Source organism: Streptomyces tatrensis (genome assembly GCF_049310065.1).
GTDB lineage: Bacteria > Actinomycetota > Actinomycetes > Streptomycetales > Streptomycetaceae > Streptomyces.
This window is the reverse complement of the sequence record NZ_JBMDLB010000011.1, coordinates 5,255,639-5,280,998: the sequence shown is the minus strand read 5'-3', so window position 1 is coordinate 5,280,998 and position 25,360 is coordinate 5,255,639. Positions and strand designations below refer to the sequence as shown.

25 protein-coding genes and 3 tRNA genes are annotated in these 25,360 nt (G+C 68.6%); 18 read left to right on the top strand and 10 right to left on the bottom strand.

The annotated features are described in order from the left end of the window. Positions 1 to 133 precede the first annotated feature (133 nt). The 11 genes from ACODT5_RS40060 to serS all read left to right on the top strand — a co-directional run bounded on the left by ACODT5_RS40060 (position 134) and on the right by serS (position 10,942). Positions 134 to 1,801: an aldehyde dehydrogenase family protein gene (locus ACODT5_RS40060; RefSeq protein WP_422523916.1), complete on the top strand. Its 1,668-nt coding sequence runs from the start codon at positions 134 to 136 to the stop codon at positions 1,799 to 1,801. 41 nt (positions 1,802 to 1,842) lie between these two features. Next, positions 1,843 to 2,982 carry an acyl-CoA dehydrogenase family protein gene (locus tag ACODT5_RS40055; protein ID WP_422523915.1) on the top strand — a complete coding sequence of 380 codons (1,140 nt, stop codon included), beginning with the start codon at positions 1,843 to 1,845 and terminating at the stop codon, positions 2,980 to 2,982. Between the two features lie 84 nt (positions 2,983 to 3,066). Further along, positions 3,067 to 4,365, top strand: a complete 1,299-nt coding sequence (locus tag ACODT5_RS40050; RefSeq protein WP_422523914.1) for an aspartate aminotransferase family protein — start codon at positions 3,067 to 3,069, stop codon at positions 4,363 to 4,365. A 2-nt stretch (positions 4,366 to 4,367) separates the two neighbouring features. Then, positions 4,368 to 4,856, top strand: coding sequence for a type II toxin-antitoxin system RatA family toxin (locus ACODT5_RS40045; protein WP_422523913.1), 489 nt, complete (start codon positions 4,368 to 4,370; stop codon positions 4,854 to 4,856). 26 nt (positions 4,857 to 4,882) lie between these two features. Further along, the gene (locus ACODT5_RS40040; RefSeq protein ID WP_422523912.1) at positions 4,883 to 5,431 is read left to right on the top strand and encodes a hypothetical protein; all 549 of its coding nucleotides are present in this window, start codon (positions 4,883 to 4,885) and stop codon (positions 5,429 to 5,431) included. Further along, positions 5,428 to 6,018 (top strand): flavin reductase family protein, encoded by a 591-nt coding sequence (locus tag ACODT5_RS40035; RefSeq protein ID WP_422523911.1) that lies wholly within the window; start codon positions 5,428 to 5,430, stop codon positions 6,016 to 6,018. Before ACODT5_RS40040 ends, ACODT5_RS40035 begins: the two co-directional genes overlap by 4 nt. After that, complete coding sequence (locus ACODT5_RS40030; RefSeq protein ID WP_422523910.1) at positions 6,015 to 7,001, top strand: ferritin family protein; 987 nt, start codon at positions 6,015 to 6,017, stop codon at positions 6,999 to 7,001. Before ACODT5_RS40035 ends, ACODT5_RS40030 begins: the two co-directional genes overlap by 4 nt. Next, positions 6,998 to 8,026: a beta-ketoacyl-ACP synthase III gene (locus tag ACODT5_RS40025; protein WP_422523909.1), complete on the top strand. Its 1,029-nt coding sequence runs from the start codon at positions 6,998 to 7,000 to the stop codon at positions 8,024 to 8,026. The genes ACODT5_RS40030 and ACODT5_RS40025 overlap by 4 nt, the downstream gene beginning before the upstream one ends. Before the next feature lie 93 nt (positions 8,027 to 8,119). After that, entirely contained in the window at positions 8,120 to 8,350 is a 231-nt protein-coding gene (locus tag ACODT5_RS40020; RefSeq protein WP_385337250.1) for an acyl carrier protein, read from the top strand. Then, entirely contained in the window at positions 8,350 to 9,570 is a 1,221-nt protein-coding gene (locus ACODT5_RS40015) for a beta-ketoacyl-[acyl-carrier-protein] synthase family protein (protein ID WP_422523908.1), read from the top strand. Before ACODT5_RS40020 ends, ACODT5_RS40015 begins: the two co-directional genes overlap by 1 nt. An 82-nt stretch (positions 9,571 to 9,652) precedes the next feature. Next, positions 9,653 to 10,942, top strand: a complete 1,290-nt coding sequence (gene serS / locus ACODT5_RS40010; protein WP_422523907.1) for a serine--tRNA ligase — start codon at positions 9,653 to 9,655, stop codon at positions 10,940 to 10,942. A gap of 109 nt (positions 10,943 to 11,051) precedes the next feature. Here the strand turns inward: serS and ACODT5_RS40005 are convergent, their stop codons facing one another. From ACODT5_RS40005 to ACODT5_RS39985, 5 genes are all read right to left on the bottom strand, one after another. After that, positions 11,052 to 11,813, bottom strand: a complete 762-nt coding sequence (locus ACODT5_RS40005; protein WP_422523906.1) for an AfsR/SARP family transcriptional regulator — start codon at positions 11,811 to 11,813, stop codon at positions 11,052 to 11,054. Between the two features lie 515 nt (positions 11,814 to 12,328). Then, positions 12,329 to 14,920, bottom strand: coding sequence for an FG-GAP-like repeat-containing protein (locus ACODT5_RS40000; protein WP_422523905.1), 2,592 nt, complete (start codon positions 14,918 to 14,920; stop codon positions 12,329 to 12,331). 19 nt (positions 14,921 to 14,939) lie between these two features. Continuing rightward, positions 14,940 to 15,434: a hypothetical protein gene (locus tag ACODT5_RS39995; RefSeq protein WP_422523904.1), complete on the bottom strand. Its 495-nt coding sequence runs from the start codon at positions 15,432 to 15,434 to the stop codon at positions 14,940 to 14,942. Positions 15,435 to 15,446: 12 nt separating this feature from the next. Beyond that, positions 15,447 to 15,878 carry a hypothetical protein gene (locus ACODT5_RS39990; RefSeq protein WP_422523903.1) on the bottom strand — a complete coding sequence of 144 codons (432 nt, stop codon included), beginning with the start codon at positions 15,876 to 15,878 and terminating at the stop codon, positions 15,447 to 15,449. A 166-nt stretch (positions 15,879 to 16,044) separates the two neighbouring features. Continuing rightward, a complete protein-coding gene (locus ACODT5_RS39985) occupies positions 16,045 to 16,677 on the bottom strand; it encodes a TetR/AcrR family transcriptional regulator (protein WP_422523902.1) in 633 nt (210 codons plus the stop codon). Between the two features lie 180 nt (positions 16,678 to 16,857). Here ACODT5_RS39985 and ACODT5_RS39980 point away from each other — a divergent pair, with 180 nt between their 5' ends. Both ACODT5_RS39980 and ACODT5_RS39975 read left to right on the top strand, forming a co-directional pair. Beyond that, on the top strand, positions 16,858 to 18,462 hold the full coding sequence (locus ACODT5_RS39980; RefSeq protein ID WP_422523901.1) for an MFS transporter: 1,605 nt from the start codon (positions 16,858 to 16,860) through the stop codon (positions 18,460 to 18,462). Positions 18,463 to 18,567: 105 nt separating this feature from the next. Beyond that, on the top strand, positions 18,568 to 19,053 hold the full coding sequence (locus ACODT5_RS39975; RefSeq protein ID WP_422523900.1) for a hypothetical protein: 486 nt from the start codon (positions 18,568 to 18,570) through the stop codon (positions 19,051 to 19,053). 90 nt (positions 19,054 to 19,143) lie between these two features. On the opposite strand, the gene ACODT5_RS39970 is transcribed toward ACODT5_RS39975, so the two are convergent. From ACODT5_RS39970 to ACODT5_RS39955, 4 genes are all read right to left on the bottom strand, one after another. Continuing rightward, positions 19,144 to 19,431, bottom strand: a complete 288-nt coding sequence (locus tag ACODT5_RS39970) for a hypothetical protein (RefSeq protein WP_422523899.1) — start codon at positions 19,429 to 19,431, stop codon at positions 19,144 to 19,146. A 162-nt stretch (positions 19,432 to 19,593) separates the two neighbouring features. Next, a tRNA-OTHER gene (locus ACODT5_RS39965) sits at positions 19,594 to 19,687 on the bottom strand. Between the two features lie 30 nt (positions 19,688 to 19,717). Then, positions 19,718 to 19,811 (bottom strand) — tRNA-OTHER (locus ACODT5_RS39960). 30 nt (positions 19,812 to 19,841) lie between these two features. After that, a tRNA-OTHER gene (locus ACODT5_RS39955) sits at positions 19,842 to 19,935 on the bottom strand. A 176-nt stretch (positions 19,936 to 20,111) separates the two neighbouring features. On the opposite strand from ACODT5_RS39955, the gene ACODT5_RS39950 reads away from it, so the two are divergent. The 5 genes from ACODT5_RS39950 (at position 20,112) to fdxA (ending at position 24,638) form a co-directional block, all read left to right on the top strand. Beyond that, positions 20,112 to 21,107: a DUF2156 domain-containing protein gene (locus ACODT5_RS39950; RefSeq protein ID WP_422523898.1), complete on the top strand. Its 996-nt coding sequence runs from the start codon at positions 20,112 to 20,114 to the stop codon at positions 21,105 to 21,107. A 49-nt stretch (positions 21,108 to 21,156) separates the two neighbouring features. Further along, complete coding sequence (locus tag ACODT5_RS39945) at positions 21,157 to 21,318, top strand: hypothetical protein (protein WP_422523897.1); 162 nt, start codon at positions 21,157 to 21,159, stop codon at positions 21,316 to 21,318. A 242-nt stretch (positions 21,319 to 21,560) separates the two neighbouring features. Beyond that, positions 21,561 to 22,688 carry a fatty acid desaturase family protein gene (locus ACODT5_RS39940; RefSeq protein ID WP_422523896.1) on the top strand — a complete coding sequence of 376 codons (1,128 nt, stop codon included), beginning with the start codon at positions 21,561 to 21,563 and terminating at the stop codon, positions 22,686 to 22,688. Between the two features lie 241 nt (positions 22,689 to 22,929). Next, positions 22,930 to 24,288, top strand: coding sequence for an MFS transporter (locus ACODT5_RS39935; RefSeq protein WP_422523895.1), 1,359 nt, complete (start codon positions 22,930 to 22,932; stop codon positions 24,286 to 24,288). Between the two features lie 35 nt (positions 24,289 to 24,323). Beyond that, complete coding sequence (fdxA, locus tag ACODT5_RS39930; RefSeq protein ID WP_422523894.1) at positions 24,324 to 24,638, top strand: ferredoxin; 315 nt, start codon at positions 24,324 to 24,326, stop codon at positions 24,636 to 24,638. A gap of 193 nt (positions 24,639 to 24,831) precedes the next feature. Here the strand turns inward: fdxA and ACODT5_RS39925 are convergent, their stop codons facing one another. Further along, positions 24,832 to 25,293 (bottom strand): GatB/YqeY domain-containing protein, encoded by a 462-nt coding sequence (locus tag ACODT5_RS39925; RefSeq protein WP_422523893.1) that lies wholly within the window; start codon positions 25,291 to 25,293, stop codon positions 24,832 to 24,834. Positions 25,294 to 25,360: the final 67 nt, after the last annotated feature.

Genomic DNA, 25,360 nt, shown 5'->3' with positions numbered 1-25,360 from the left:
GACGGTCGGTCAATGCGCGGCGCCAGCATCAGCTCGGTGTCAGAACCGGGTCAGAGCCAACTGCGACGATCGAACCTCGGCGCCCCGTTCTCGCGTGCCGGACAGCACTGGGACTCATCCGGAAAGGCCAACCATGCTCTCGGACGGAACAACAGAGGAGACATCCTCCGTACGTTCTGCCTCTTCTGGCCGCGCGGCAGAAGAACGCCAGGCACCCCTGCGCAGCTACAAGCTCTACGTCGCCGGCAAGGACATCGAAGGCGACGGATGGGTCTACACGGTGAGCGGCAGATCCCTCCTGGAGGACGTGTTCACCAGCGTGACGCTCAAGCGGACCCTGGAGCAGGACGCCGAATCGGACGCGGCCCAGCACCCCTACGTCGTGGGACGCTGCGCGATCGCCGGCGACGACGCCATCGACCTGGCGAGCGAGGCCGCCGCGGCCGCCGCACCCGGCTGGGCCGCCTTCCCGCTGGAACGCCGCATGCGTCTGGGCCACCGCTTCCGCGAGGAGCTCGAACGACGCCGGGACGAGTTCATCGAGATGCTGATCGCGGAGGCCCACCCCGCCAAGCTCGCCCGCTGGGAGCACAGCTCCCTGCTCCAGATATTCAGCGAGGAAAGCCTCGGCTGGTACCAGGAGCAGATGCACAAGGAGTTCCAGCACGGGGACCGCCGGCTGATCGTGCGCCGCCAGCCCGACGGTGTCGTCGCCTTCAACCCCCCGCAGAACGCCCCGCTCCCCAGCGCGGCTCTCGGAGTGCTGTGCCTCATGTCCGGCAACGCCGTCGTCATGCGCGCCCCGCGCAGCATCGCCCTCAGCACCATGTGGCTGATGCGGGACGTGGTCGCCCCGATCCTCGAGGAGCTGGACGCCCCGCCCGGCACGCTCAACGCCCTGTGCTCCAACCCCAAGCAGACGCTGGACCGCTGGATCGACAGCCCCCTGATCGACGACATCTTCTACATCGGGGGCAGCCAGGAGGGCCTGCGCTTCGAGCAGCAGTGCGTCGCGAAGGGCAAGAAGGCCATCCTCGAGCTGGCCGGCAACGACAGCGTCGTCGTCTGGTCCGACGCCGACATCCCGAAGGCCGTCGAGGCCATCACCGAGGCCTTCTACGGCTCGGGCCAGATCTGCATGGTCCCCAACGGCGTGCTGGTGCACCCCGCCGTCGCCGACGAGCTGCTGGCCGAGCTCAAGGAGCAGGTCAAGCGGATACGTCCCGGCTATCCGGAAGAGGAGGACGTCCTGCTCTCGCCGGTTCGGCGCAGCGAGCGGTTCTTCCGCCTCCTCAACCAGGCCCTGGACCAGGGCGGGGAGCTCGTCACCGGCGGGCGCCGCATGGAGGTCGACGGCACCCCCTCGGACACCGGTGTGTTCCTGCAGCCCACGGTCGTACGGGTCGACGGCCTGGCACGCGCCCGCGAGTTCGACATCGTCCGCGAGGAAACGTTCTTCCCACTGATTCCCGTCATCGTCGCCGAACCCGCCGCCGACCAGGAACTCCTCGCCCGGTTCGTCGACTTCACCAATTCCAACCCCTACGGACTGCGCAACTCGCTGTGGGCCCGGTCCGAGGACGTCATCGACACCTTCGTACGCCAGGTCACCAACGGCGGCGTCCTGAAGATCAACGACTCCCACATGGGGTGCGTCCCCTACCTGCCCACGCACGGCGGTACCGGCCTGACCGGCGGAGCCTTCGGCGAGGCCAACTACCCGATGCTCAAGACCTCCCACCTGCAGGGCGTGAGCATCGCCCGCGGCGTCAGCCCCTACGAGGCGGTCTTCGGCGCCTGAGCGCCCCGCCCCCGAAACTCTCTCTCCCACCGGAGGTAACCGTGCGCTCCCTCGACCGAGCCCGCACCGTCTGCGAGCAATACCACCCCGGGCTCCTCAAAGCCCTGGAGGAGATCCCCTTCGACGAACGGGAGAAGCCCGGCAGCACCGCCATCGACCTCTTCCGCGCCCACGGCGGCGTCGGACTGCTCATCCCCGCCGAGTTCGGCGGCAACGGGGCGTCCCCCCTCGAGGCCGTCCAAGTACAGGAAGCCCTGGGCGCGGTGGCACCGTCGCTGGCCGCCGCCACGACCATGCACCACTTCACCGCCGCCATGCTCTACGCACTGGCCGACCAGCCGGACAGGCTGACGCCCGCTCAGGTGGACCTCCTGCACCGGATCGTGCCCGAGCAGAAGCTCATGGCCTCCGGCTGGGCCGAGGGCCGCACCCAGCAGAACATCCTCGCCCCGACCGTGGCCGCGGTGCCCGTCGAGGGCGGATACCGTCTGCAGGGCTCCAAGAAGCCCTGCAGCCTCTCGTCCTCGATGGACCTGCTGACGGCCAGCATCTCCGTGCCCGGCGCCGACGGAGCCCCCGAGCTCGCTCTCGCCATCGTGCCGGCGGACTCGCCCGGCCTGAGCGTGCACCCCTTCTGGGGCACCGACCTGCTGGCCGGGGCCGAGAGCGACGAGGTCCGCCTGGAAGACGTGTTCGTACCGGACGAGCTGGTGGTACGGACCTCCGCCGACGACCCGACCAGGCTGGACGACCTGCAGACGGCCGGGTTCATCTGGTTCGTCCTGCTCATCTCCGCCGGATACACGGGAGCCACCGCCGCCCTCGTCGAAGAGGTGGTCACGCACGAGCGGGGCAACCCCACCGAACGCGCGGCCCTCGCGATCAGTCACGAGGCAGCCGTCGCCCTGCTCGAAGGCGCCGCGCGCGCCGTGCAGGGCGGAGTCGAAGGCGAAGAGGCGGTGGCCGGCGCCCTGATCGCCCGCTACACCGTCCAGGACGCCCTGATTGCCAACGCCAACCGGGCGCTGGAGCTCCTCGGCGGCATGGACTTCATCAAGGGATCCCCGAACGCCACCCTCGCCGCTTCGGTGCGTCCCCTGGCCTTCCACCCGCCGGCCAGGCCCGCCGCGGCCGAACCGCTCCTCAACTACTTCGCGGGCGGGGCCCTTGAGCTGGCCTGAGGCGCGCCGCCGCGTCCTCGCCCCGGCTGCCGCCGGCCCCCGCGATTCCTGCCCCAGCCCTGCACCACTTGGGAGTGACAACTCGTGACCGTGATCCAGGAAGCCCGGCCCGGCGCCGTGGCGCCGAACACGGAGGCAGAGATCCTCCGGCTCTACCGGGCACACCTCAGCAAGGGCCGGGCGACGCTCGCCGAGCTCTTCGGCAGCCACATGGAGGTGGAATCCGAGGGAGCCTGGCTGACCACCAGCGACGGCGAGCGCTTCCTCAACGCGGGCGGCTACGGGGTCTTCATCATGGGCGCCCGCCACCCCCGGGTCGTGGAGGCCGTTCAGCGCCAGCTGCACACCCACCCCGCCGCGACCCGCATCCTCCTCGAGCCGACCGCCGCCCGCGCCGCCGAGGCACTCGTGTCGGTCATGCCCGAGGGCCTGGACCGCGTGCACTTCGCCCTGTCGGGCTCCGAGGCCGTGGAAACCGGTCTCAAGCTCGCCCGCGCCAACGGCTTCAAGCGGACCGTCTCCATGCGCGGCGGCTACCACGGCAAGACCCTCGGCGCACTGTCCGCCACCGCCAAGGAGGTCTACCAGCAGCCCTTCCGGCCGCTCATACCCGACTTCCTGCACCTGCCGTTCGGCGACGCGGACGCGCTGGAGGCCGAGCTCGCGGCCCATCCCGGCGAGGTCTGCGTCATCCTCGAACCCGTCCAGGGCGAGGGCGGCGTGATCATCCCGCCGAAGGGCTACCTCAAGCGCGTCGAGGAACTGGTCCGCGAGTACGAGGGCTTCCTCATCCTCGATGAGATCCAGTCCGGCCTCGGCCGGCTCGGCGAGTGGTGGGGCGCGGACATCGAAGGCGTCGTCCCCGACGTCATACTGACGGGCAAGGCCCTGGGCGGCGGTGTACTGCCGGTCTCCGCCGCGATCGCCACCCGCAAGGCGTTCCGTCCCTTCGACAAGGACCCCTTCCTCCACACCGCGACGTTCTCGGGACAGCCGCTGCTCATGGCCGCCGTCCAGGCGTCCATCGAGACGATCAAGGAAGAGCGGCTCGTCACCAAGGCCGTCGACCTCGGCGGCGCCCTGCTGCCCAAGCTCACCGAGATCGCCCGCCGCAACATCCCCGACCAACTGGTGGAGGTACGCGGCCGCGGCCTGCTGATCGGCGTCGAGCTGGTCGAGGCCGGGCTCGCCGGCGAGCTGCTGATCGAGCTGTTCAACCACGGCATCGTCGCCAACCACTCGATGAACGGCAGTGCGGTGGTGCGCTTCACGCCGCCGGCCACCCTGACCGACACCGAAGTGCAGTTTCTCCTCGATTCCTTCGACAAGGCCACCCGTGACCTCATACGGGGCGCGGCCACGATGCCGGAAGGCGGTAACTGACCGTGCGACACGTAGAGCTCAAGGTTCTGGTTCCCTCCCAGGACGCCCGGACCGTCTTCGACTCGGTCATCAAGTGGGAGAAGTACCCCGACCTGGCACCCCACGTGCACGCCACCACCGTGCACAGCACGCTGCCGGCCGCCGAGTGCAGTTCGAGCTGGGAACTGCACTTCCGCAGCGGTCTGCTGCGCTGGACCGAGAAGGACGAGTTCTCCGTCCAGGACCTGACCGCCCGCTTCGAGCAGACCGACGGCGACTTCGACAGCTTCGTCGGCCTGTGGACGCTGCGCCAGGACGGTGCGGACGTCACCGTCGACTTCGAGGCCGACTTCGACTTCGGCATCCCCAGCCTCGAGGGGATCCTCGACCCCATCGCCGAGCGCGTCATCAAGGAGAGCGTGGCCTGGGCCGTGACCGGCCTGTTCCCCGGCTCCAAGCTGCTCGGCGACGCCAACCTCAGCGACGCCCGCCCAGAGAACGTCGCGGCGTGACCCGCCGTCCCGACAGGAGCTGAACCGTGGATCAGGCCAATCCGTTCGAGACCCCGCGCACCTACTCGCTCCACCGGGCCGAGTACCTCGTCGGCCTGGCCGTCACCACCGGTCTGATGATCGCCCACCTGGGCGACATCCGATGGGTGCCGGCCGTCGTGCTGTTCTTCTACATCGATCTGATCGGGTACCTCCCCGGCGCCATCGCCTTCCGGCGGAGCGGCGGCCGCCCGATATCCAAGACGTACTACGTGCTCTACAACGTGATGCACAGCCTCATCACCCAGGCCGCGGTCGTGGCCCTGTGGTGCTGGCTGATCGGGCCGGAGTGGGCGCTGCTGGTGATTCCCTTCCACCTCTTCGGTGACCGGGGCCTCTTCGGCAACTTCATGAAGTCCTTCGCCCTGCCCTTCGAGCCCGTGCGCCAGCCCGGCTACCTGAGCCTCCTGGACGACCTCGGCATCAAGCACCCCAAGCCCGTGGGCCACGTCTCGGACCCCGCGCCCGTCGGGCACGTCCCCGCCGCGCGGACCTCCGTCCGAAGCGAGCCCGTCCGTCAGGAGGCGACGCGATGAGCACCGCGCTCCGCCCGCGCACCGGGCTGTCGGCCGGGCACCGCAGTCCCGACGGACGCCTGCGTCGGCGCCGGGCCCTGTACCACCTCACCGCCCCGGTGGCGGTGCTGACCGTCAGCCACGGAGGCGTCCTGCACGGGACCACCGTGAGCACGGTGACCACCGTGTCCCGGGAGCCGCTCCTGCTCGGCACCTGTCTCAGGAGTGGGTCGCAGTTCGCCGAACTGGCCGCGGCGGCGGGCCGCTACGCGGTCAACGTCCTCACCGGGGCGCAGGCCGATCTGGCCCGGTACTTCGCCGACAGCTCGCGCCCCGGCGGGGCGGAGCAGTTCGCGGGACTGGGATGGGAGCCCGACCCGTACGCCCAGGCGCCCCTCCTCGAAGGCGCGCTGGCCCACTACACCTGCCGGCTCTACGGATCGAGCGCGCTGGGCGACCACGAGGTACTGATCGGCCACGTGACGCACGCCGCCGTCTGTGAGGGCACCCCCCTCCTCAGTTACGCCGGCGGGCTGTTCAGCGGCCCGCCCACCCCTGTCCGGGACCCCGGGCCGGGCAGTCACACCAGGAAGGAGACCACGGCATGACCGACTCCGTGGCGCCCGAAGCCGACTGGGACAAGGCACCCGGTCTGCTCGACGGAGCGAAGGAACTCACCCTCGGGCCCGAGGAGTGCGACCTCTCCTACTGGTTCACCTCCGTGGCCCAGGGGACCCTGCGGGACCGCGGCGACACCGGACACCACGCCGACGCCGTCGTTCCCGAATTCCTCAAGGAGCCCGGCCCGCTGAGGGAAGCCCTCACCTTGGAGTTCGGCTTCCGCGCCCTGTCCGAGGAGATGGCCACCCGCATCCTCGGCCGCTACGTCACCATCGCCCCGGGCATACCGGAGATGGAGTTCTACGCGACCCAGCTCATCGATGAGGCCCGTCACGCCCGGGTGTTCCGCAACCACCTCGTCGAACTCGGCCACCCCGCCGGCAGCCTGCTGCGGGACGTGGACGAGATGGCCGCCGACTACCGGCGCCGCGTCCTGGAGCCGGTGAAGGAGTTCACCGACGAGATCGTGACCGGGCAGTCCGACTTCATCGGCGGGGTCGCCGTGTTCGCCATCGTCATCGAAGGCGTACTCGCCCCCGCGGCCGAGCTGAGCGAGCGCAAGTGGACGCCGCTGTCGCCCGCCACCGGAGAGATCTCCCGCGGCACCGCCATCGACGAGATCCGGCACCTGACCGTGGCCAGCACGATCCTGCGCGACCACGTCGTCAAACACCCCGAGTACGAGCCGAGGCTGCTGGAGATCCTGCGGGCGGGCGTCCGGCTCTGGGACGAACTCCCGGACCGCGAGTACGTCCTGCCCCGCGAGGAACTGTTCCAGAAGGGCATGCGGGAGCACGCCGACCTGATCGGCGACTACGAACTGTGGCCCGGCGTGCGCATGCTGGACACCACCCCCGAGCAGCGTTACGCCATGGCCGAGCAGTGGACCGACGAGATGGCCGAGGCCCGCATGGCCTACATGGGCCTGCCCCTCGACGTCCTGGCCGGCGGCCAGGGGAGCACGGGATGACCACCGCCGCCCGGTGGGCACCCGCGGGGCGCACGGCGGTCATCGCCGGCATCGGGTCGTACGTGCCGCCGGACGTGGTGACCAACCAGGACCTGACCCGGCGGCTCGACACCACGGACGAATGGATCCGCAGCCGCACCGGAATCGCCACGCGCCACGTGGTCTCCGCCGGCACCGCGACCTCCGACCTGGCCTTCGAGGCCGGGCAGCGGGCCCTGAAGTCCGCGGGCAGCGCCGACGTCGACGCGGTGGTGCTCGCCACCACGACACCGGACCACTCCTGCCCCGCCACCGCACCGGCCGTGGCCGCCCGCCTCGGTCTGACCGGCGTGCCGGCCTTCGACGTGGCGGCCGTGTGCACCGGCTTCCTCTACGGCCTGGCCTCCGCCTCCGGGCTGATCGCGGCGGGCATCGCGGACCGGGTGCTGCTGGTGGCCGCCGATGCCTTCACCACCATCATCAACCCCGACGACCGCACCACCGCCGTGATCTTCGCCGACGGGGCGGGCGCCGTCGTACTGCGCGCCGGACGCCCGGACGAACCCGGCGCGATAGGGCCCCTGGTCCTGGGCAGCGACGGCAGTCTCGGCGACCTCATCCAAGTGCCGGCCGGCGGCTCGCGGCAACGCTCCTCGGACCGGAGCGCCTCCCTGGAGGACCACTACTTCCAGATGCGGGGACGCGACACCTACCGCCACGCGGTCGAACGGATGACCGCGGCCTCCCTGGAGGCGGTTCAGCGCCGCGGATGGACCATGGCCGACATCGACCGGTTCGCCGCGCACCAGGCGAACGCCCGCATCCTCACCGCGGTCTCGGACCGCCTGGAGGTCCCGGTCGAGCGGCAACTGTCCAACATCGAGCACGTGGGCAACACCGGCGGCGCCTCGATCCCGCTGCTGCTGTCCCAGGCGGCACAGGACGGCCGTCTGGCCGCCGGGCACAAGGTCCTGCTCACCGCGTTCGGCGGCGGCCTGGCCTGGGGCGCGACAGCCCTGCACTGGCCTGAACTCACCGCGTTCTGAGGCCCCCCTTTTGAGAAGACCGCCGCCGGACCGCGGCCCCGTACGACGCAACGAAATCCACGCGCAAGCCTGCGCACGACCGAAGGAAGAACCATGTTCGAGCAGTTCAAGAGCCTCCTCGTCGACAAGCTGAAGGTCTCGCCCGAGCTCATCACGCCCGAAGCCACCCGGGAGGAGATCGAACTCGACTCCCTGGCCGTCGTGGAGCTGTCCCTCATGCTCGAATCCGAGCTGGGCCTCACCATCAGCGACGACGAGCTGCTGGAAGCGCCCACCGTCGGCGACATGGTGGCGCTCATGGAGCAGCGGGGCGCGAAGATCTGATGGCAGGCATCGATGTCGCCGTCACTGGTCTCGGCCTCGTCACCCCCGCCGGCATCGGGGTCGGGCCGAGCTGGGCGACGGTCCGCTCAGGGCGCTCCACAGCCGCCTTCGACCCCGTGCTGGAGTCGAACCCGGTCAAGATCTCGTGCCGCGTTCCCGGGTTCGATGCCGATGCCCTGCTGGGAGCCCGGCGCGCCCTGCGCCTGGACCCGTTCGTACAGTTCGCCCTGGTCGCCGCCCGCGAGGCGCTGGCCGACGCGGGGCTGGATCCGAAGACCTGGGACGGCGCCCGGGTCGGGGTGGTGCTGGGCAACGGTGACGGGGGCCCCACCACGGTGGAAGCCCAGCACCGGGTGCTCCTCGAGCAGGGCGCCGGCCGGGTCTCCCCCCTCCTGCTGCCCATGCAGCTGCCCAACATGCTCGCCGGCCAAGCGGCCATCGAGTTCGGGGCGACCGGCCCCAACCTCGTGGTGGCCACGGCGTGCGCGTCCGGCACGACGGCGGTGGGCGTCGCACGAGACCTCCTGGCCCTCGACCGCTGCGACGTGGTCCTGACCGGCGGCAGCGAGGCCCTGATCACGCCACTGGCGATGGCGGGCTTCGCGCAGATGGGCGCCCTGTCCCGGCGCGAGGACGACCCCTCGTCCGCCTCGCGTCCCTTCGACGCGGACAGGGACGGGTTCGTCGCCGGTGAGGGCGCCGGCATCCTGGTCCTCGAAAGGCTTGCGGACGCCCGTGCCCGCGGTGCCCGGATCCGGGCGCGCGTCGTGGGCTACGGGGCGTCCGCCGACGCCCACCACATGACGTCGCCCCATCCGACGGGCGCCGGGATCGAGTCGGCCGTGCGCGCCGCCCTTCGCGACGCGGGCGCCGGCCGGGGAGACGTGCAGCACGTCAACGCGCACGGCACGTCGACGCCCCTGAACGACCTGGCCGAGGCCGCCATGCTGAAGCGGACGCTGACGGGCGACCCGCTGGTCACCTCCACCAAGGGCGTGACGGGGCACCTCCTGGGAGCCGCGGGGGCCGTGGAGGCCGTCTTCACCGTCCTGTCGGTGGAGCAAGGGCTCGTACCGCCCACCGCCAACCTGTCCACGCTGGACCCCCGCATGGACATCAAGGTCGCCGAGACCGAGACGGCGATGCCCATCGAACTGGCGCTGAGCAACTCCTGCGGCTTCGGCGGACAGAACGCCGTTCTCGCCATCGCCTCCGCCTGACCCGCCGATTCCATCCGGGGCAGCCGACCCGACGCCGGGTCGGCTGCCCCTCCCCGTACCCCTGGACACCAAGGAGATTGCCGTGCACGACGTACGCGAGCTCATCGCGCTCGGACCCGAGGCCGTACGGCAACTGGCACGGCGCAGCCACCCTCTCGACCTCGATGCCCTGGAGGCCGCCGGCCGCAGGCGGACGGCCGCCGAAGAGCAGGTGAGCCGGCTGCGAGCACAGCTGAAGGCCGCGTCGCGCACGGGGACGGGCACCCGTACCGGAGCTCCGAGCGAGGAGGAGCGCGCGGCTGCGCGCGCCCTGCGCGAACGCGTGCAGGACGCCGAAACGGAGGCGCGGGAGGCGAATGCCGAGCTGAGCCGGTGGCTGCAGACGATCCCCAACCTTCCGCTGGACCTCGTACCCGACGGCCGGTCCGAGAAGGAGGCCGTGGAGATCCGCCGGGGCGGGCCCCCTGTCGTCCCCGCCCGGGGCGACGTGCCCCACCACGCCGACATCGGCGAGCGACTCGGACTCTTCGACAGCACGCGCTCCACTCGTCTGTCGGGCGCCCGGTTCCACGTCAGCCGCGGGGCGGGGGCCCGCCTGGAACGAGCACTCGCCGCCTTCCTGCTCGACCTGCACACCGAAGAGCACGGCTACACCGAGTACTCCGTCCCCTTCCTCGTCAACCGCGAGACCATGACGGGCACCGGTCAGCTTCCGAAGTTCGAGGAAGACCTCTTCGCCACGCGGGTCGGCGACCGCGAGCTCTTCCTCATCCCCACCGCCGAAGTGCCCCTGACGAATCTCTTCGCGGGCGAGGTGCTCACCTCCGCCGAGCTGCCGCTCGCCCTCACCGCCCACACCCCGTGCTTCCGCTCCGAGGCCGGCGCCTACGGCCGCGACACCCGCGGTCTGCTGCGGCTGCACCAGTTCGAAAAGGTGGAACTGGTGCGCATCTGCGCACTGGAGGACGCCCCGAGCCAGTTCGACCTGATGGTCGGACACGTCGAGAAGTGCCTGCAGAAGCTCGAGCTGTCCTACCGCGTGGTACTGCTCCCCGCGGGCGACATGGGCTTCTCCGCACGGATGACGTACGACCTCGAGGTGTGGCTGCCCGGCAGCGGGGCCTTCCGGGAGATTTCCTCCGTCTCGGACTGCGGCGCCTTCCAGGCCCGCCGTGCGGGCATCCGCCACCGCTCCGGTGCCGGACGAAACGTTCCCGCCGCGACGCTGAACGGGTCTGCCCTGCCGATAGGCCGCACGGTGGCAGCTCTCCTCGAACAGGGCGCGCGTCCCGACGGCAGCGTCGTCCTGCCGGACGCCCTCGTCCCCTACACCGGGTTCCAGAAGATCCTGCCCGCAGGGCGTACCGCCTGAGACCACGCATCGGGCCCATCCGCCGGCAACAACGGCGGATGGGCCCGAATGCGTATGCGCTGACGCGCCTACGGGCGCACGGACGGCGGCGTCACCACGAGGGGCCTCGTCACGCCGGCTGGAACTGCGCGGCGCCGCTGACCAGGGTGAGAGAGGGATCGTGGGACAGGATCGCGTGCTCCACACTGCGCAGCGAGGGAGAGGGCAGCACGCCGATCTCCTCGGAAAGTCGCTGCCACATGCGCCGGTAGGTGTCCAGTGCGTCGGCCTGACGGCCGGACCGGTACAGGGCGATCATGAGCTGTTCGCAGAACCGCTCGCGCAGGGAATTGCTGATGTGCGCGTCGTAGAGCTCGGCGAGGATGTTCGCGTGGTGCCCGGCCCTGAGCTCGGCGTCGAACAGCAACTCTCTGGCCCGCAAGTGGTGTTCTTCGTACAGGGCGCTGGTGAGCCGGCACACCGACCCGCCGGGCAGGCCTCCGAACATGGGACCGCGCCACATGGACAGCGCGGAGCGCAGCAGGCCGGCCGCCTCGGCCGGACAGGTGGAGACGACCGCCTCGGCACGGCGGACCTTCCGGAGGAACTGAGCGGCGTCGAGCTCCTCCTCGTCGACTGCCAGCCGGTAGCCGGACGGGTGCATGGTCAGACGCGATGCGGAACGCTCGGGCTCCATGGATCTCAGACGGCGACGCAGCCGGCTGATGTGTGCCTGGAGTGCGTTTTCCCGGTTTGTGGGGGCCGATTCGCCCCACATCTCATCAATGAGCGTTTCGCCGGAGACGGCCTGGCCCTCGCTGACCAGCAGGACCTGAACGAGCGTGCGCTGCAGATCTCCGGGGATCTCAACCTGACCCGTTCCGGTGTGCACTTCTAACGCCCCGAGAATCGAAAAACTCAGCACATTCTGCTCCCTTGCTATGTATTCGGTGGAAATGAATACAGACGTGGTCTCGTAATTCGAGACTAGCTAGCGTGGAGGCGTGAAACTGGCCAAGGCCACCCATCACACTGATGGCCGAAAATGACCGATGCATACGCTTCCCCCGTTGCGTCGGATGGTTTCGACAGTGCTGCCGTTGCGTAAAGTGGCACCACAACCATTTGACGCTTGCAGATCTTGTCACATGCGTGTTCGTACTTGAAGTTCTTTTATCTCCTTGACCTATATATTTCAGTGTGGTTCCGACGTTGAGCGGTCCGGCAATTCACCCATAATGTTCCCTGCCGTTGCCGGGCGGACCGTCGCTTGTCGCTTGTCGCCGCAAGGGGCATCGGGTACCACGCGCCTGCTCCACCATGCCGCCCGGGACGAGGGCGGCGCCCGCGACGCGGGGCCGGGCATCCACGTCACGACGGATGCCCGGCCCTGGTGTCATCGCTGGATCACAGGAGGTCCTTGTAGGTCCCCCAGTCGGTGGCGGTCGACATCTTCGCCGGCGTGCCGAAGGTGCCGTCGCCCTTGCCGGGCCACTGCCACAGCTGGCCACTGCTGTCGACGCCGGCCATGTCGCCGAAGCGGTCGCCGTTGAAGTCACCGGCGAACGACTTGGTGACCGTGCCGAAGCCGTTCGGCGGCCAGGCCTGCATGGCGCCCGAGGCGTAGCTGACGTCGCGCGCGAGGGGGCCCGGGTTCAGCTCCAAGAGCGTCGCAGAGGGCCTCGCGATGTCCATGCGGCCGTCACCGGTCACGTCCAGCGGGGAGAAGTCGGTCTCCATGCGCCCTACGCCGAGATACTCGAAGCCGAGACTCGCGCCCAGAGTGGCGTTGATCCCGCCGTTCCCGTCGCCGGGGTACCACCAGATGGCGTCGTCGGCGTAGTTGCCCTGCTCCGAGCCCTGGCCGCAGGCAGCCGCGATGTCCGTCTTTCCGTCGATGTTGAAGTCGGCGGCGAAGGCGACCCGACACGGCTCGTGGATGCCTGGGTTGATGGCGGCCTGGCTCTTGTACCGGTTGTCCATCAGCGGTTGAACCGTCGTGCCGACCCCGCTGTTACCGTCTCCGGCCCACCACCACAGACGGAAGCTGCTGTCAAAGCCCCCGACGTCACCGAACCCGTCCCCGTTGAAGTCGCCGGTGAAGATGCTGATGTACGCGCTGCCGCGGCCGTCGGTCCACAGCATCCGCTTGCTCCCGAGGGTGCCGTTGCCGATGCCCGGGTGGAGGGCGAGATTGCCGTCCGTCTGGAGGGCCACGACATCGGACACTCCGTCGGAGTTGAAGTCCTGCGGCGGGGTGATACCGGGTGTGACGGGATGGACACCGCAGGCCGGCAGCCCGGGGTAGGGCTCCGCACCCGCACCGGTGATCTTGTCGGCCGGTACGTAACCCCAGCCCTGCCAGTTGGTCCAGCCCGACGAGGTATCGCCCTTGACGTAGTACCAGATGCGGTTCCCCGCGCCGTTCATGTCACCGCTGCGCCAGCACACGAAGCTGTGCGGGCCCACCAGCAGCTGCCCGGTCGTCTGCGCCGCGGTGTACGGCTCGACCTTCACGTCGGACGCCAGGCTGTCGCAGTTCATCGCCTTGGCGAACGTCTTGCCGTCGGGGTCCGTGTAGCTCACGTCCTTGATCAGGAAGCACTCGCCGTTGTTCTTGATCTCCACGGTGAACTTCGCGTAGGCCAAGAGGAATTGCCGGGTGCTGTCAACCTTGGCACTCTCGGCGGTGGCGGAGGTCCGTATCCCCAGGTCCACAAGACTCGTACCACTCTGCGCGGCAGCCTGCGCCGCGCTCGTCGCGCCCAGAGTCATCGTGCCCCTGGGGCAGGAGTAGGAGGAGTTCTTCGTCTTCCACAACGGCTGGTTGTTCCACGTCGTCGTGGCACCGGCGCGGCCCGTCTCCCACAGTTCCACAGGTTCGAGGGAACAGTCCCCGGTGGCCCCCGCGAGATCCTTGAGCGTCAACGACGCGTTCAGCACCTGCCGTCCGGCCAGGTAAGGAACGTCCACCTGGAAGAACGAGCGTGTACGCGTGAACTTGCCATCGGATCCCTTGTAGTTCCCCATCCAGAGACGTTCGGTGTCCCAGTGGTGCCACGTGGGCGAGGACTCGTGCACCCCGTATGCGCCGGGTAGTTCTGTACTGAACGACGGGTCCACGTAGACCGGGTAGGTGGTACCGGTGCCGGTCAGCAGCTTCTGGTCGGGGACGACCGTGAGGCTTTCGCCCGCGACCGTGGTCTCCATGGCCGCCTGCTTCTTCTTCCCGTCCTTACCGCTGTCCCACATCAGGGGTGCCGGCCCGTAGAACGTCCCACGGCCCTTGGCATCGGCCGGCTCCAGGCCCTGCTTCGCGTCGGTGGCCGCCTTCAGGCCCTGCTTCGCGTCGGCGGTCACCTTCAGGCCGTTCGCCTTGATGCCGTACGTGAGTTTCCTCAACGCGGGGTTCTTCGCGGCCTTGGCATCCTTGACCACCAGCAGCTGCTGGAAGCCCTTCGCATCGACCTCGACCTGAAGGTCGACTCCGGGCATCACCTCGGGGTACGTCGCCACCGCGCCGGCCAGCTTCGGCTTGGGCAGCTTGCCCGGCCAGCTGTACTCCAGCACGTGCGTGTCGTCGTTGAGCCGGACCAGCGGGCCCGTGCCACCATTGGAGAGCTCGATGCCCGCCGCCGCGGCCTTGGGCGTCACGCCGTTCTTGCCGACCACCAGATCGGTGTCGATCGCGACCCACTTGCCGCTCTGACGTACCCGTACCGGCGACAGGTGCGTCTCCACGGTCAGCGTGCCGGACGGATTCGCGTACACCTCGGAGGTCTCGGTCCGACCCTCCACGATCTCCTCCGGCTTTCCGGAGGATTTCGCCTTCGCCAGCGCCGACACCTTGGCGCCTGCGGCTGCCTCACCGGAGTCCGGCTCGGGGACCGTCGCGGCTATGCCCAGCCCTGTCCCCAGGACGGAAAGGGCCACGAGCAGACCGAGGGCGAGCACGGAACTTCGACTGCGCCCCCGCAATGTGTCATTCCTCATCAGCATGGAAACTTCTCCGGATCTGTCAGTACCACGGGCAGCGGGGAAGCCCCGGGAAGGGATGCGGGACGCCGGACGGGGTCAGGAGTTTGCTGGACTCCATGGCCCCCCAGCCCTCGAAGGCAGTGAAGGGCGCAACCGCCGTGTCACCCTTCGTGTAGTACCAGACGGTGTTTCCGCCGGAATGCGCCTCACCTCGCGTCCAGCACACGAAGGTGCTCAGCGTGGAGGTCTTCTTTCCGGTGAGCGGGCTGTCGTAGGACGCGCGCCCGTAAACGTCTCCGGCGAGGTTCTCGCACTTGACGTCGGTGCGGAAGACGTTGCCCAGCTTGTCCTGCTGAAGAACGTTCTCCTCCAGCGCGCAGGTGGCGGCGTGAGCGGTGCCCGTGTTCAGGCCGCTGGTCAGTATGGGGAGGGCGAGGGCCGCCACGGTGAGGCCGCGGGCGGTACGGCCGACGCGACCGAGGCGGCCGAGGCGGGACACGTACTGCGGTCGACTGTTGTCACTGGTTGCACGCATGTGTACGGGCCCCTATCCCCATGTGCATTTCTTTAGCCCTGGGAAGGGCGCCTTGGTGGTGCCGAGCATATTCGCCGGCATATAACCCCAGGCCTGCTGGCCCGGGTTGTTCACGACTACGTCGCCCTTGGTGTAATACCAGACGCTGTTCTTACCGGGGTGCGGAGCCCCGATCTTCCAGCAGACGAACCAGCTCGTGGTTTTCGTCATTCTCCCGGTGACAGGAGATCCGGTGAAGGACTGAGATGTCACGTCTCCGGGTGTGTTGGTGCAGTAGAGGTCGATGGGCCAAGCCATCCCTCCCCAGTCGCCCTGCGGCGAATTCTCGCGGATTGCACATCCGGGTTCGGCGGAGACAGCGGGTGTGCTTCCGACCATTCCCCATGCGCCGGCCAAGGCGAATGCGGGCAGGTAGAACCACAGCCGGGGCTTTCTTGTTCTCATCCAGGCTCCCTGTGAGGCAGACCTCCACAGGGTGCCGGAAGCCCCTGACGTGCCCCTGACGGAGTGGTGACGTCCGCCCCTACGAGCGGCTAGGGGCCCTCATCGGGCTCAACTGACCTGCACCGAACCACGATCAGACGACTTCGCGATCGCCCCGGGCCAGCCCTCAGTAGCCCGCCGATGCCAGGTCCGGGTCACCGAGTGTCCGATGCGCCATTTCGAGCACGCTACGGCTGATGGACGCGGTGTCGATGGGCGCCCCGTCGGCGATCAGGTCGTCCAGCAAGCCGTCGGCGGCGTGGTAGACCATGCAGAACGCTCGTTCGGGGTTGGTGCTTCGGAAGGCCCCGGCGACCGCGCCGCGCCTGACGAACTCGCAGATCAGCTCCACTACCCGGGCGTTGGACTCCTTGCACAGTTCCAGCGCCTTCGCGTTGGCCGATCCGTAGACCAGCCGATGCAGTTCCGCGTTCTCGATGGCGTGCTCGAGGAGCCTCTGCAACAGTTCGTCCATGGTGGGCCACCAGGCGTTCCCCTGCGCCAGGATCTCCTGAGTGGTGTCATAGAACGCGTTGACGTACTCCTCCCAGAGGGCGCCGAGGACGTGGTCCTTGGTCTGGAAGTACATGTAGAAGCTGCCCTTGCCCATGCCCGCGGCCGTCGTGATGTCCGCAATGGTGGCGTCGGCGAAACCGGTCGTGCCGAACACCTCACGGCCGGCTCTCAGGATGTCGGCCCTCCGCGCCTCGGCGGTCTTGACGACACGCTTTCCCTTCTTCGGGGTCGCGGGCTGAGCCATCTCTGCAGCGCTCCTTGCTTGTGGTGTAGACCTCGAGGCTACATGACTGACCGCCAGTCGGTCGCCGGACCGACTGTCGGTCAGTTATGGTTCGTCATGTCCCGGCCCCTGGGCCCCCCTTGCTGCCGCGCACCGAGCAGCGGGCCGCCACTCCACACCCCGCACGAGCGTGAGGACGGCATGACACGTACGATCCCGGACGTCACTCGAGGCAAAGGTCTCCTGCTGACCATCATCTGCATCGGCGTCTTCATGGCGTACCTCGACTCCACGATCGTGAACGTGGCGCTGCCCGAGATCCAGCACGACCTTTCGGCGGACATGACCCAACTCCAGTGGGTCATCAACGCCTACGCGCTCGTCGTCGCCTGTCTCCTGCTCACGGCGGGCACGCTCGGCGACATATTCGGACGCAAGCGCATCTTCCTCGGCGGTCTGGTCGGGTTCCTCGTCACGTCCGTGCTGTGCGCGATGGCGCCGAACTACGAGTTCCTGCTGGTCGCCCGCGCACTGCAGGGCGCTGCGGGGTCCATCATGATCCCGGTCTCGCTGGCCATCGTGTCCACCCTTTATCCCGAGCCCGCCGCACGGGCCCGTGCGATCGGTATCTGGGCCGGCATCGGAGGACTCGCCCTGGCGACGGGGCCGGTGCTCGGCGGCGTACTGGTGGACGCGTTCGGCTGGCAGTCGATCTTCTGGGTCAACCTGCCCTTCGGACTGCTCGCCTTGGCAGTCCTCCCCGGCAAGCTGACCGAGAGCAAGGCGCCGACCCGCCGTCGTGCCGACGTCTTCGGGCAGGTCCTGTTCATCGTGGCCATGGCCAGCCTCGTCTACGGTCTGATCGAGGCCAGCGCCCGGGGCTGGAGCGACTCGGTCATCGTCGGTTCCTTCGGTGTCGCCGTCGTCGCCCTGGTCGCGTTCGTTGTCTGGGAGCTGCGCCGGGAGGACCCGATGCTGCCGATGAACCTGTTCCGCAGCCCTGTCTTCGCCGTCGCGGCCGCGATCAACTTCCTTGGCCTGTACGGCCTGTTCGGCGGCATCTTCCTGCTGACCTTCTACCTCCAGGAAGTCAACGGCCTGTCGACCACCGGGGCCGGCGCCCGGTTCCTGGCCCTCAACGTGTCGATCATGGTGTTCTCGTACATCGCCAGTGTGGTCGCCGCCAAGTTCGGCCCGAAGCTTCCGATCCTCATCGGATCGGTGGCCAGCACCGTCAGCCTCTTCGAGCTCGCCCAGTTGGAGCCCGGCAGTGGATTCGGCTCCTACTGGTGGGCCATGGCGCTGCTCGGAGCGGGAGTTTCCCTCGTAGGAGCGCCGGCGACCGTCACGCTGATTTCCTCGGTCCGCCCGGAGCAGGCCGGTGCCGCAACAGGTGTTTCCAGTACGTTCCGCCAGGTCGGCAGTGTGTTCGGCGTCGCGCTGACCGGCACGCTGCTGACCCAGCACCTGCGCGACGCGGTCCCGGACGCGCTGAAGGGCGTGGACCTGGATCCGGCCGCGCGCAGCGAGGCAGTGGATGTTCTGTCCTCGGGCGATCTGAGCGTCATCGCCGGGCTGCCCGCCGCGGCCCAGGGCCCCGTGCGGGATGCGGTGGCCCCCATCTTCACGGACGGATTGCAGATCGGCTTCACCGCGGCTGCCCTCGGCCACATCATCGGAGGCCTGCTGGCCCTCGTGATCCTGCCCGGCCGCAAGAAGACGGCCGCAGCCAGGGCCGCGGCAGCCGTCGCCCCCGCGCCGGCGTCCGATGCCCCCCGCGCCGCCTCGGACGCCACCTCGGTATGACCGCGGCAGTCACCGCAACCCAGCGAGTCACCGCCCTCCCCCTCACTCCTCCCCCCTCCCCCCAGAAGCGCACTCGCGGCACCCGCACCTCTCACCGGAGCTCCCATGGAAACCAAAGAACTCTTTCACGCCTACAAGGAACTGCTCTCCGCGGCTGAGTGCATAACCGACGAATCGCTTCTCGCCGAGTCCGATCGCGCGCGAGTCGATTGGACACTGGCCCACATCTCATTAAGCGATCGGGCTCTGGTCGGCGCGGGACGTGCTGTCCTTGCCCGTCAGGAGGCCCGCTTGGACAACGCCCAGGCCATGTCGAAGTCCGAGATCGGCCGGATCATCTGTTCAACGACCCATGGGGAACGGGCGGAGATGGTTCGCCAGTACGCGATGGAGCTGGTCGACCTGCTGAACCTCTGTCCTGATGAGGCGGCGGACGCGACCGTGCGAGCGTGCCTCGTCGACCGTGGAGGAGCCGTGATCTTCGACGCAGACCTGAAGTGGGGCGATCTGATCCGCATGCGTGCCCAGGAGCACATCCCCGGGCACACGGCGGCTCTGCGTTCATGGGCACTCGCGCAGATCCGCGTCTAGCCTTCGTCTAGCTTCGGGCTTTCACGAAGCGGACTGTCGGTAGGTGACCAGGTAAGCGAAAAGTGCTCCTGACGCGTAAATAACAGCAGTTCAGGATGGGTGTGGGCGGGGCTGGGCGCCCGGGCCCCGGCGCGGGTGGATGGTCAGGGCGTACTCGATGATGCGTACCAGGTGACCTTGCGGTGCGCTGAACTTGGAGACGGAGTCGAAGGCCGCGTCGATCAGTGCCATCAGCCGCATCTGCGGGTTTCCGCTCTGGTTGACGCCGCCCTTGCGGGTGAAGCCGAACTCGGCGGCGGTGCGCGGGGTGTCGGGCACATCCAGCACGGTGCCGTCCCAGGCCGCCGGCCGCAGCCCGGAGGCGAACGTGCCCGCCACGAAGGGGGGACGCTTCCCGTGTCAGCACCGCCGATCGGCCAGCGGGCCCGGCCCCGGCCGGCGCACCCACGCAAATGATCCGCCCTGGCAGACCTGTTCAGCAGGTCTGCCAGGGCGGATCACACGGCCAGAGAGCGGGGGTCCTCCCTGGAATTCAAAGTGCGGAGAGGGCAGGATTCGAACCTGCGCGGATCCAAAGGACCCGACCTTTGAGCCGAAGCTCAGGCCCCCGATAAACCACTCCGGGCACCTCTCCCAAACCACCCGACCAAACGGGCAGGTTCCGCGGAGAGGGCAGGATTCGAACCTGCGCGGGCCCAAAGGACCCGACCATCGAGCCGAAGCTCAGGCCCCCGATAAACCACTCCGGGCACCTCTCCCAAACCACCCGACCAAACGGGCAGGTTCCGCGGAGAGGGCAGGATTCGAACCTGCGCGGGCCCAAAGGACCCGACCATCGAGCCGAAGCTCAGGCCCCCGATAAACCACTCCGGGCACCTCTCCAAGATCCGACCGGTGTCGACCCGGCCGTTCCTGAGAACAACAATGACAGATGGTTCTGATACGGGTCTGACGCGGAGCTGACGTGCCTCCGACATCCCACGGGAACCCCCTTTCGGTGCCGAGCGGTCCGATGCTCTAATTCCATCGGCCCAGTCCCACCGAGAGGGAGCACGAACGTGTCCGTGATTGAATCGGACAGCCCGGTATTCCGGGCCGTCCAGAAGTACAGTCAGTCCGAAAATCCCAGTTCATTTCTCGCGCTGAACGAGGGCAACGAAACGTTCGGCGTCCCCGAAGCCGACGGGGTGATCTCCTACCGGCGAGCGGGCCGATACGCCGTTCAGTTCGGCGGACCCTTCGTCGAGCCGGCCTCGTACGACACGCTCCTGGAGCGCTTCCGCGCGTACGTCCACGGCGAAGGCCTCAGCCTCGTCGGCGTACAGCTCCAGCGTGACGACGCCGAGGCCTACGCCCGCCAGGGCTTCACGGTCAATCAGATCGGGGCTTCCTGGGCGGTGCGCATACCGGACCTCACCCTGCGGGGCACCCGGTTCATGCAGTTGCGCAACAAGGTCTCCCGAGCGCACCGCAACGGCCTGAAGATCCAGGAGGTCCAGGCGTCGGACTGGCAGGACGGCCTGGCGGGGATCGACCGTGCGTGGCTCGGGGCGAAGGGCGAAGGCACCCGCCCCCTGGAATTCCTGGTGGGCCAGATCGGCGGCACGATGCAGGCGCACCGCCGGCTCTTCGTCGGGACCATCGACGACGCACCGGTCGCGTACATCTCCTACTCGCCCGTGTACGGCTCGCGCGCCGGCTGGATGCACGACCTGAGCCGGCGCATCCCGGAGGGTTCTCCCGGGCTGATGGAGGCGATCAACGCCCACGCGCTCGAGGTGTTCCGAGGTGAGGGGGTGGAGTGGCTGCACTTCGGCTTCACGCCCTTCACGGGTCTGGACGCGAGCCACGAGGTTCCCGGTCACAGTCCGGCGTTCCAGTGGCTGATGCACTTCCTGTGGGCCGAGGGCGCCGCTCTCTACCCCGCGCAGACACAGCTGGCCTACAAGCAGAAGTGGGCTGCCGACGTCCTCATCCCCGAGTACGTCGCCTTCGAGAGTCAGGCCTCGCTGGCCGGCTTCGCCCATATCTTCCGCGCCAGCAACGCCTTCTGACCATCCGTAGAAGCACTTTTCCCCGCATTCGGCCCACGAAAGGAAGACCGTGTCCTACGCATCTCTCAGCACCGACCAGCTTCGACAGTCGATGGTCGAGCACCTCATGCGGATCATGGGATGCCCCGACGACGAGGCGCTCGCGCGCGACGCCGACTCCATCCTGCTGACCCTGGACCACCGGCTGACCGATGAAGCGGCAGCGGCCTGACCCGTACTGCCCCACCCCGGTCAGCCGGGTATCAGAACCGCATCAGCGCGGTAGGCGAGGCTGGGTGGCACGCCAGCTCGGAACCAGGCGCAACGCACCGCACTGCCACGGCACAAGTGCGGGCAAGGCCACGAAGCCACCTTGTGGCTCCTGCCTCTCACCCTGCGCAGCCTCCTGATCGTGGGACGGCTGCCGTGCCACCGCCTCACCACCGGGCACATCAGCCCAAGGAGTGCACCCGTATGTCATCGCCGCACGTTTCTTCCCAGAACGACGTGGTCGAGTCGCTCGACGCACGCCGCGCGACTCCGGCTCCACAGACCGCAGGAGCCTCCGCAACGTTCTCCGAGCTTCTGAAGCGAGTGAAGGCCGAGGGCCTGCTGGACTTCGACCCGCGCTACTACACAGGCCGTCTGGCGCTCAACACCCTGCTCCTGGCCGCCGGCTTCACGGCGTTCTTCCTGCTCGGCGACTCCTGGTGGCAGCTGGTCGTGGCCGCGTGGATGGGCCTGTGCGGGACGCAGAGCGCCTACATGTTCCACGACGCCGGCCACAAGGCGATGTTCCGCGACAAGCGGGTCGCCACGGCCGTGGGCTACATCCACGCCAACCTGATCAACGGGTCGAGTTACGGGTGGTGGGTCAACCACCACAACCGGCACCACAGCAACCCGAACCACCTGGACATGGACCCCGACATCGGACGCCGCACCGCGATCTTCGATCTCAAGCAGTACGCCAGCCGCCGGGGAATCAAGCGCTTCATCGTCCGGTACCAGAGCGTCCTGTTCTTCGTCCTGCTGGTCCTCGAAGCCCTCAAGATGAGCAGGACCGCCATCAAGGCGATCTCCCAGGGTCAGACCAAGCGCCCGGTGCTCGAGGCTTCGCTCATCGTGCTGCGTGCGGCGATCTACCTGACGCTGGCCTTCACCGTGCTCTCCCCGCTGCTCGCCGTCGTCTTCATCGTCGTCCAGCAGTTCACCCAGGGCCTCTACTTCGGAATGATCTTCGCCCCGAACCACAAGGGCATGGAGATCCGCGACGGCGAGGAGGAGACCCTGGACTGGCTGGAGCGCCAGGTGCTCACCTCGCGCAACATCCGGCCTTCTTGGATCATCGACTTCATGTACGGCGGTCTCAACTACCAGGTCGAGCACCACCTCTTTCCCTCGATGGCGCAGAAGAACCTGCCCCGCGCCCGGGAGTTGACCCGCGAGTACTGCGCGGAGCGAGGCGTCCCCTATCACGAGGTGGGCTTCTGGGCCTCGTACCGCGAGGTGGCCGGCTTCCTCCACGAGGTGAGCGCACCCGTGCGCCGGGGCGAGGTCGAGCAGACGCTGGAGCGGCGCGCCGCCTCACACGCCGCCTGACACGCCGCCGAGGGACCGACCTCCCGGCAGACCCGACAGCGGACAGACCGGTCGGCGACCGCGGCCCGAGCCGGGCGGGTCGCCGGCCTGCCGTCGCCACGACGCGACGCGACGCGACGCGATTCGGCGAAGAAGAAGCGAAAGACTAGGAGTTGTCCCCCCGATGCTTAAGACTGCCGCGCCACAGAGGAGCAGCGCGGGCGGAGCCGCCACAGCGGCGATCGGCGATCGACTGGACCGCATGCCGATCACCTCCACACACCGTCAGCTCACCGCGGTGGTCGGAATCGGCCTGTTGTTCGACACGTTCGAAAACAACCTCTCCGGCACGATCTCCAAGGTCCTCCAGAACGACTTCGCCTTCAACGGCACGACCCTGAAACTCGTCCTGGCTTCCGCCTTCGTCGGCCAGTTCGTCGGCTCGCTGGCGCTCGGCAGGGTCGCGGACCGGTTCGGCCGGCGCCGGGCGTTCCTGATCAACCTCGCTCTCTACTCGGGCTTCTCGTTCCTGGCGGCCTTCTCACCCAACGCGGCGTGGCTCATCGCGGCCCGGTTCCTGGCAGGCATCGGCATCGGAGCCGAGCAGACCCTCTCCGACTGCTACCTCGCGGACGTGCTTCCGGCGTCGAAGCGGGGGCGCTACACCGCCTGGGCCTACACGATCGCCTTCTGCGGGGTTCCAGCAGTCGGTTTCGCGGCACTGTGGCTCGTGCCACTGAGTCCGCTGGGCATCGACGGATGGCGCTGGCTCTTCATACTGGGCTCGCTGGGCTCCGCCGTGGTCTGGATTCTGCGCCGCCGGCTGATCGAGTCACCGCGCTGGCTCGCCGCGAACGGCCGGTTGGACGAAGCCGAACTGCTGGTCGCGCGGATGGAGTCGCAAGCCGAGGGTTCAGCCGGCCGGCAGCCCCTCCAGAGCCCGATGCCGACCGCGACGCCCACCGCACCCGTACCCGCCCGTGTACCCGCCCCCGTACCCGCCCGTGCCGAGCAACGGCCGCTCCTGCGGACCATCTTCACGAAGCGCTACCGCCGCCGCACGACGATGCTGTGGATCTTCAGCATCCTCTCCGTTTTCGGCTACTACGGCTTCGGCGCACTGGCCCCGCAGATCCTGGCGGCCAAAGGCTACGGCGTGGTCACCGGGCTCGGCTTCATCGCCCTCTCCTTCCTCGGCTACCCCATCGGTTCCGCCCTCTCGCTCCCCATCATCGACCGGTACGAGCGCAAGACCCTGGTCAGCATCGTCGCCGCGGCCATGGTGGCGACGGGCATGGGCTTCGCCTACGCGAACTCCGCGGTGCTCGTCGTCGCGTTCGGGTTCGGCTACACGCTCTGCAGCAACGTCTTCTCCAACGTCTCGCACGTGTACCTGGCCGAGCAGTACCCCACCGCCTTCCGGGCGACTGCTTCAGGAGCGGCGTACTCCCTGTCGAAGCTCAGCGCCGCCGCGCTGCCCTTCATCCTGCTTCCCGTCCTCGACGCATACGGCCCCGGCATGCTCTTCCTGGTCATCGCCGCGGCCATGGCACTGCTCGCGGCGACGGTGCTGCTCCTGGGAGACCGGACCACCGGAGCCCCGGTGGACATGGAGCGCTGACGCGCACCCGCCCTGCAAGCCGGAAAGGAAACTCCATGACGTTCGTGGTCGGTCAGCCCTGCGTCGATGTGAAGGACAGGTCCTGCATCGAGGAATGCCCGGTGGACTGCATCTACGAGGGCACGCGTGCCTTGTACATCCACCCTGAGGAGTGCGTGGACTGCGGGGCGTGCGAACCGGTCTGCCCGGTCGAGGCGATCTTCTACGAGGAAGACGTGCCGGAGCAGTGGCGGACGGCGAACGCGGAGTTCTTCACCGCCCTCGGATCTCCCGGAGGCGCCGCTTCGTTGCGGGAGGTCCACGACGACCCGCCCCTGGTGGCCGCACTGCCCCGGGGCGGTGCGGCCTGAGAGACCTACGGCCTGGAGCCCGGCGGGCCGGCAACGGTCGGGGGCGCGGTCCACGAACGCGGGACGGTCGGCGCGGGCACGCGGCGGTGGACGGCATGGGTGAGTTGCCTGCGTGTCGCGACAACAGTGCTACCGGGTTCCACCTCACGAAGAGGACAGAACCCGGGCACTGATCACGACACCACACAGGCCCCTAGGACAGGTGCTTCTTGACGGCGGCGGCGACGCGCCCGCCCTCCGCCAGACCCGCGACCTTCGGGTTCACGATCTTCATCACGGCGCCCATGGCCCGCGGCCCCTCGGCGCCCGCCGCCTTGGCCTCCTCGACGGCCTGCGCCACGATCGCCTCGAGCTCGGCCTCGCCGAGCTGCTTGGGGAGGTAGGTGTCGAGGAACTCGCCCTCGGCGGTCTCCCGCGCGGCCTGCTCGGGACGGCCACCCTGCGCGAAGGCGTCCGCGGCCTCGCGGCGCTTCTTCGCCTCCTTGGCGATCACCTTGAGGACTTCCTCGTCGGAGAGCACCCGGGCTTCCTTGCCCGCGACTTCCTGGTTGGTGATGGCGGAAAGGGTCAGGCGCAGCGTGGACGAGGCGAGCTCGTTGCGCGCGCGGATGGCGGTGGTGAGGTCTTCCTGGAGCTTGGCCTTGAGCGTGGTCATGTCCCGAGTCTGCCAGGTACGGGGGCCCGGGCGCCCGCCGGTTTCCCGGCGGGGTTGCCGGGTCTGC

Coding starts and splice junctions, on each gene's coding strand:
- ACODT5_RS39940 (WP_422523896.1), top strand. CDS start 21,561: ATGTCATCGCCGCACGTTTCTTCCCAGAACGACGTGGTCGAGTCGCTC.
- ACODT5_RS39925 (WP_422523893.1), bottom strand. CDS start 25,293: ATGACCACGCTCAAGGCCAAGCTCCAGGAAGACCTCACCACCGCCATC.
- ACODT5_RS39975 (WP_422523900.1), top strand. CDS start 18,568: ATGGAAACCAAAGAACTCTTTCACGCCTACAAGGAACTGCTCTCCGCG.
- fdxA (WP_422523894.1), top strand. CDS start 24,324: ATGACGTTCGTGGTCGGTCAGCCCTGCGTCGATGTGAAGGACAGGTCC.
- ACODT5_RS39980 (WP_422523901.1), top strand. CDS start 16,858: ATGACACGTACGATCCCGGACGTCACTCGAGGCAAAGGTCTCCTGCTG.
- ACODT5_RS39985 (WP_422523902.1), bottom strand. CDS start 16,677: ATGGCTCAGCCCGCGACCCCGAAGAAGGGAAAGCGTGTCGTCAAGACC.
- ACODT5_RS40015 (WP_422523908.1), top strand. CDS start 8,350: ATGGCAGGCATCGATGTCGCCGTCACTGGTCTCGGCCTCGTCACCCCC.
- ACODT5_RS39995 (WP_422523904.1), bottom strand. CDS start 15,434: ATGCGTGCAACCAGTGACAACAGTCGACCGCAGTACGTGTCCCGCCTC.
- ACODT5_RS39935 (WP_422523895.1), top strand. CDS start 22,930: ATGCCGATCACCTCCACACACCGTCAGCTCACCGCGGTGGTCGGAATC.
- ACODT5_RS40000 (WP_422523905.1), bottom strand. CDS start 14,920: ATGCTGATGAGGAATGACACATTGCGGGGGCGCAGTCGAAGTTCCGTG.
- ACODT5_RS39990 (WP_422523903.1), bottom strand. CDS start 15,878: ATGAGAACAAGAAAGCCCCGGCTGTGGTTCTACCTGCCCGCATTCGCC.
- ACODT5_RS40035 (WP_422523911.1), top strand. CDS start 5,428: ATGAGCACCGCGCTCCGCCCGCGCACCGGGCTGTCGGCCGGGCACCGC.
- ACODT5_RS40060 (WP_422523916.1), top strand. CDS start 134: ATGCTCTCGGACGGAACAACAGAGGAGACATCCTCCGTACGTTCTGCC.
- ACODT5_RS40020 (WP_385337250.1), top strand. CDS start 8,120: ATGTTCGAGCAGTTCAAGAGCCTCCTCGTCGACAAGCTGAAGGTCTCG.
- ACODT5_RS40025 (WP_422523909.1), top strand. CDS start 6,998: ATGACCACCGCCGCCCGGTGGGCACCCGCGGGGCGCACGGCGGTCATC.
- ACODT5_RS40030 (WP_422523910.1), top strand. CDS start 6,015: ATGACCGACTCCGTGGCGCCCGAAGCCGACTGGGACAAGGCACCCGGT.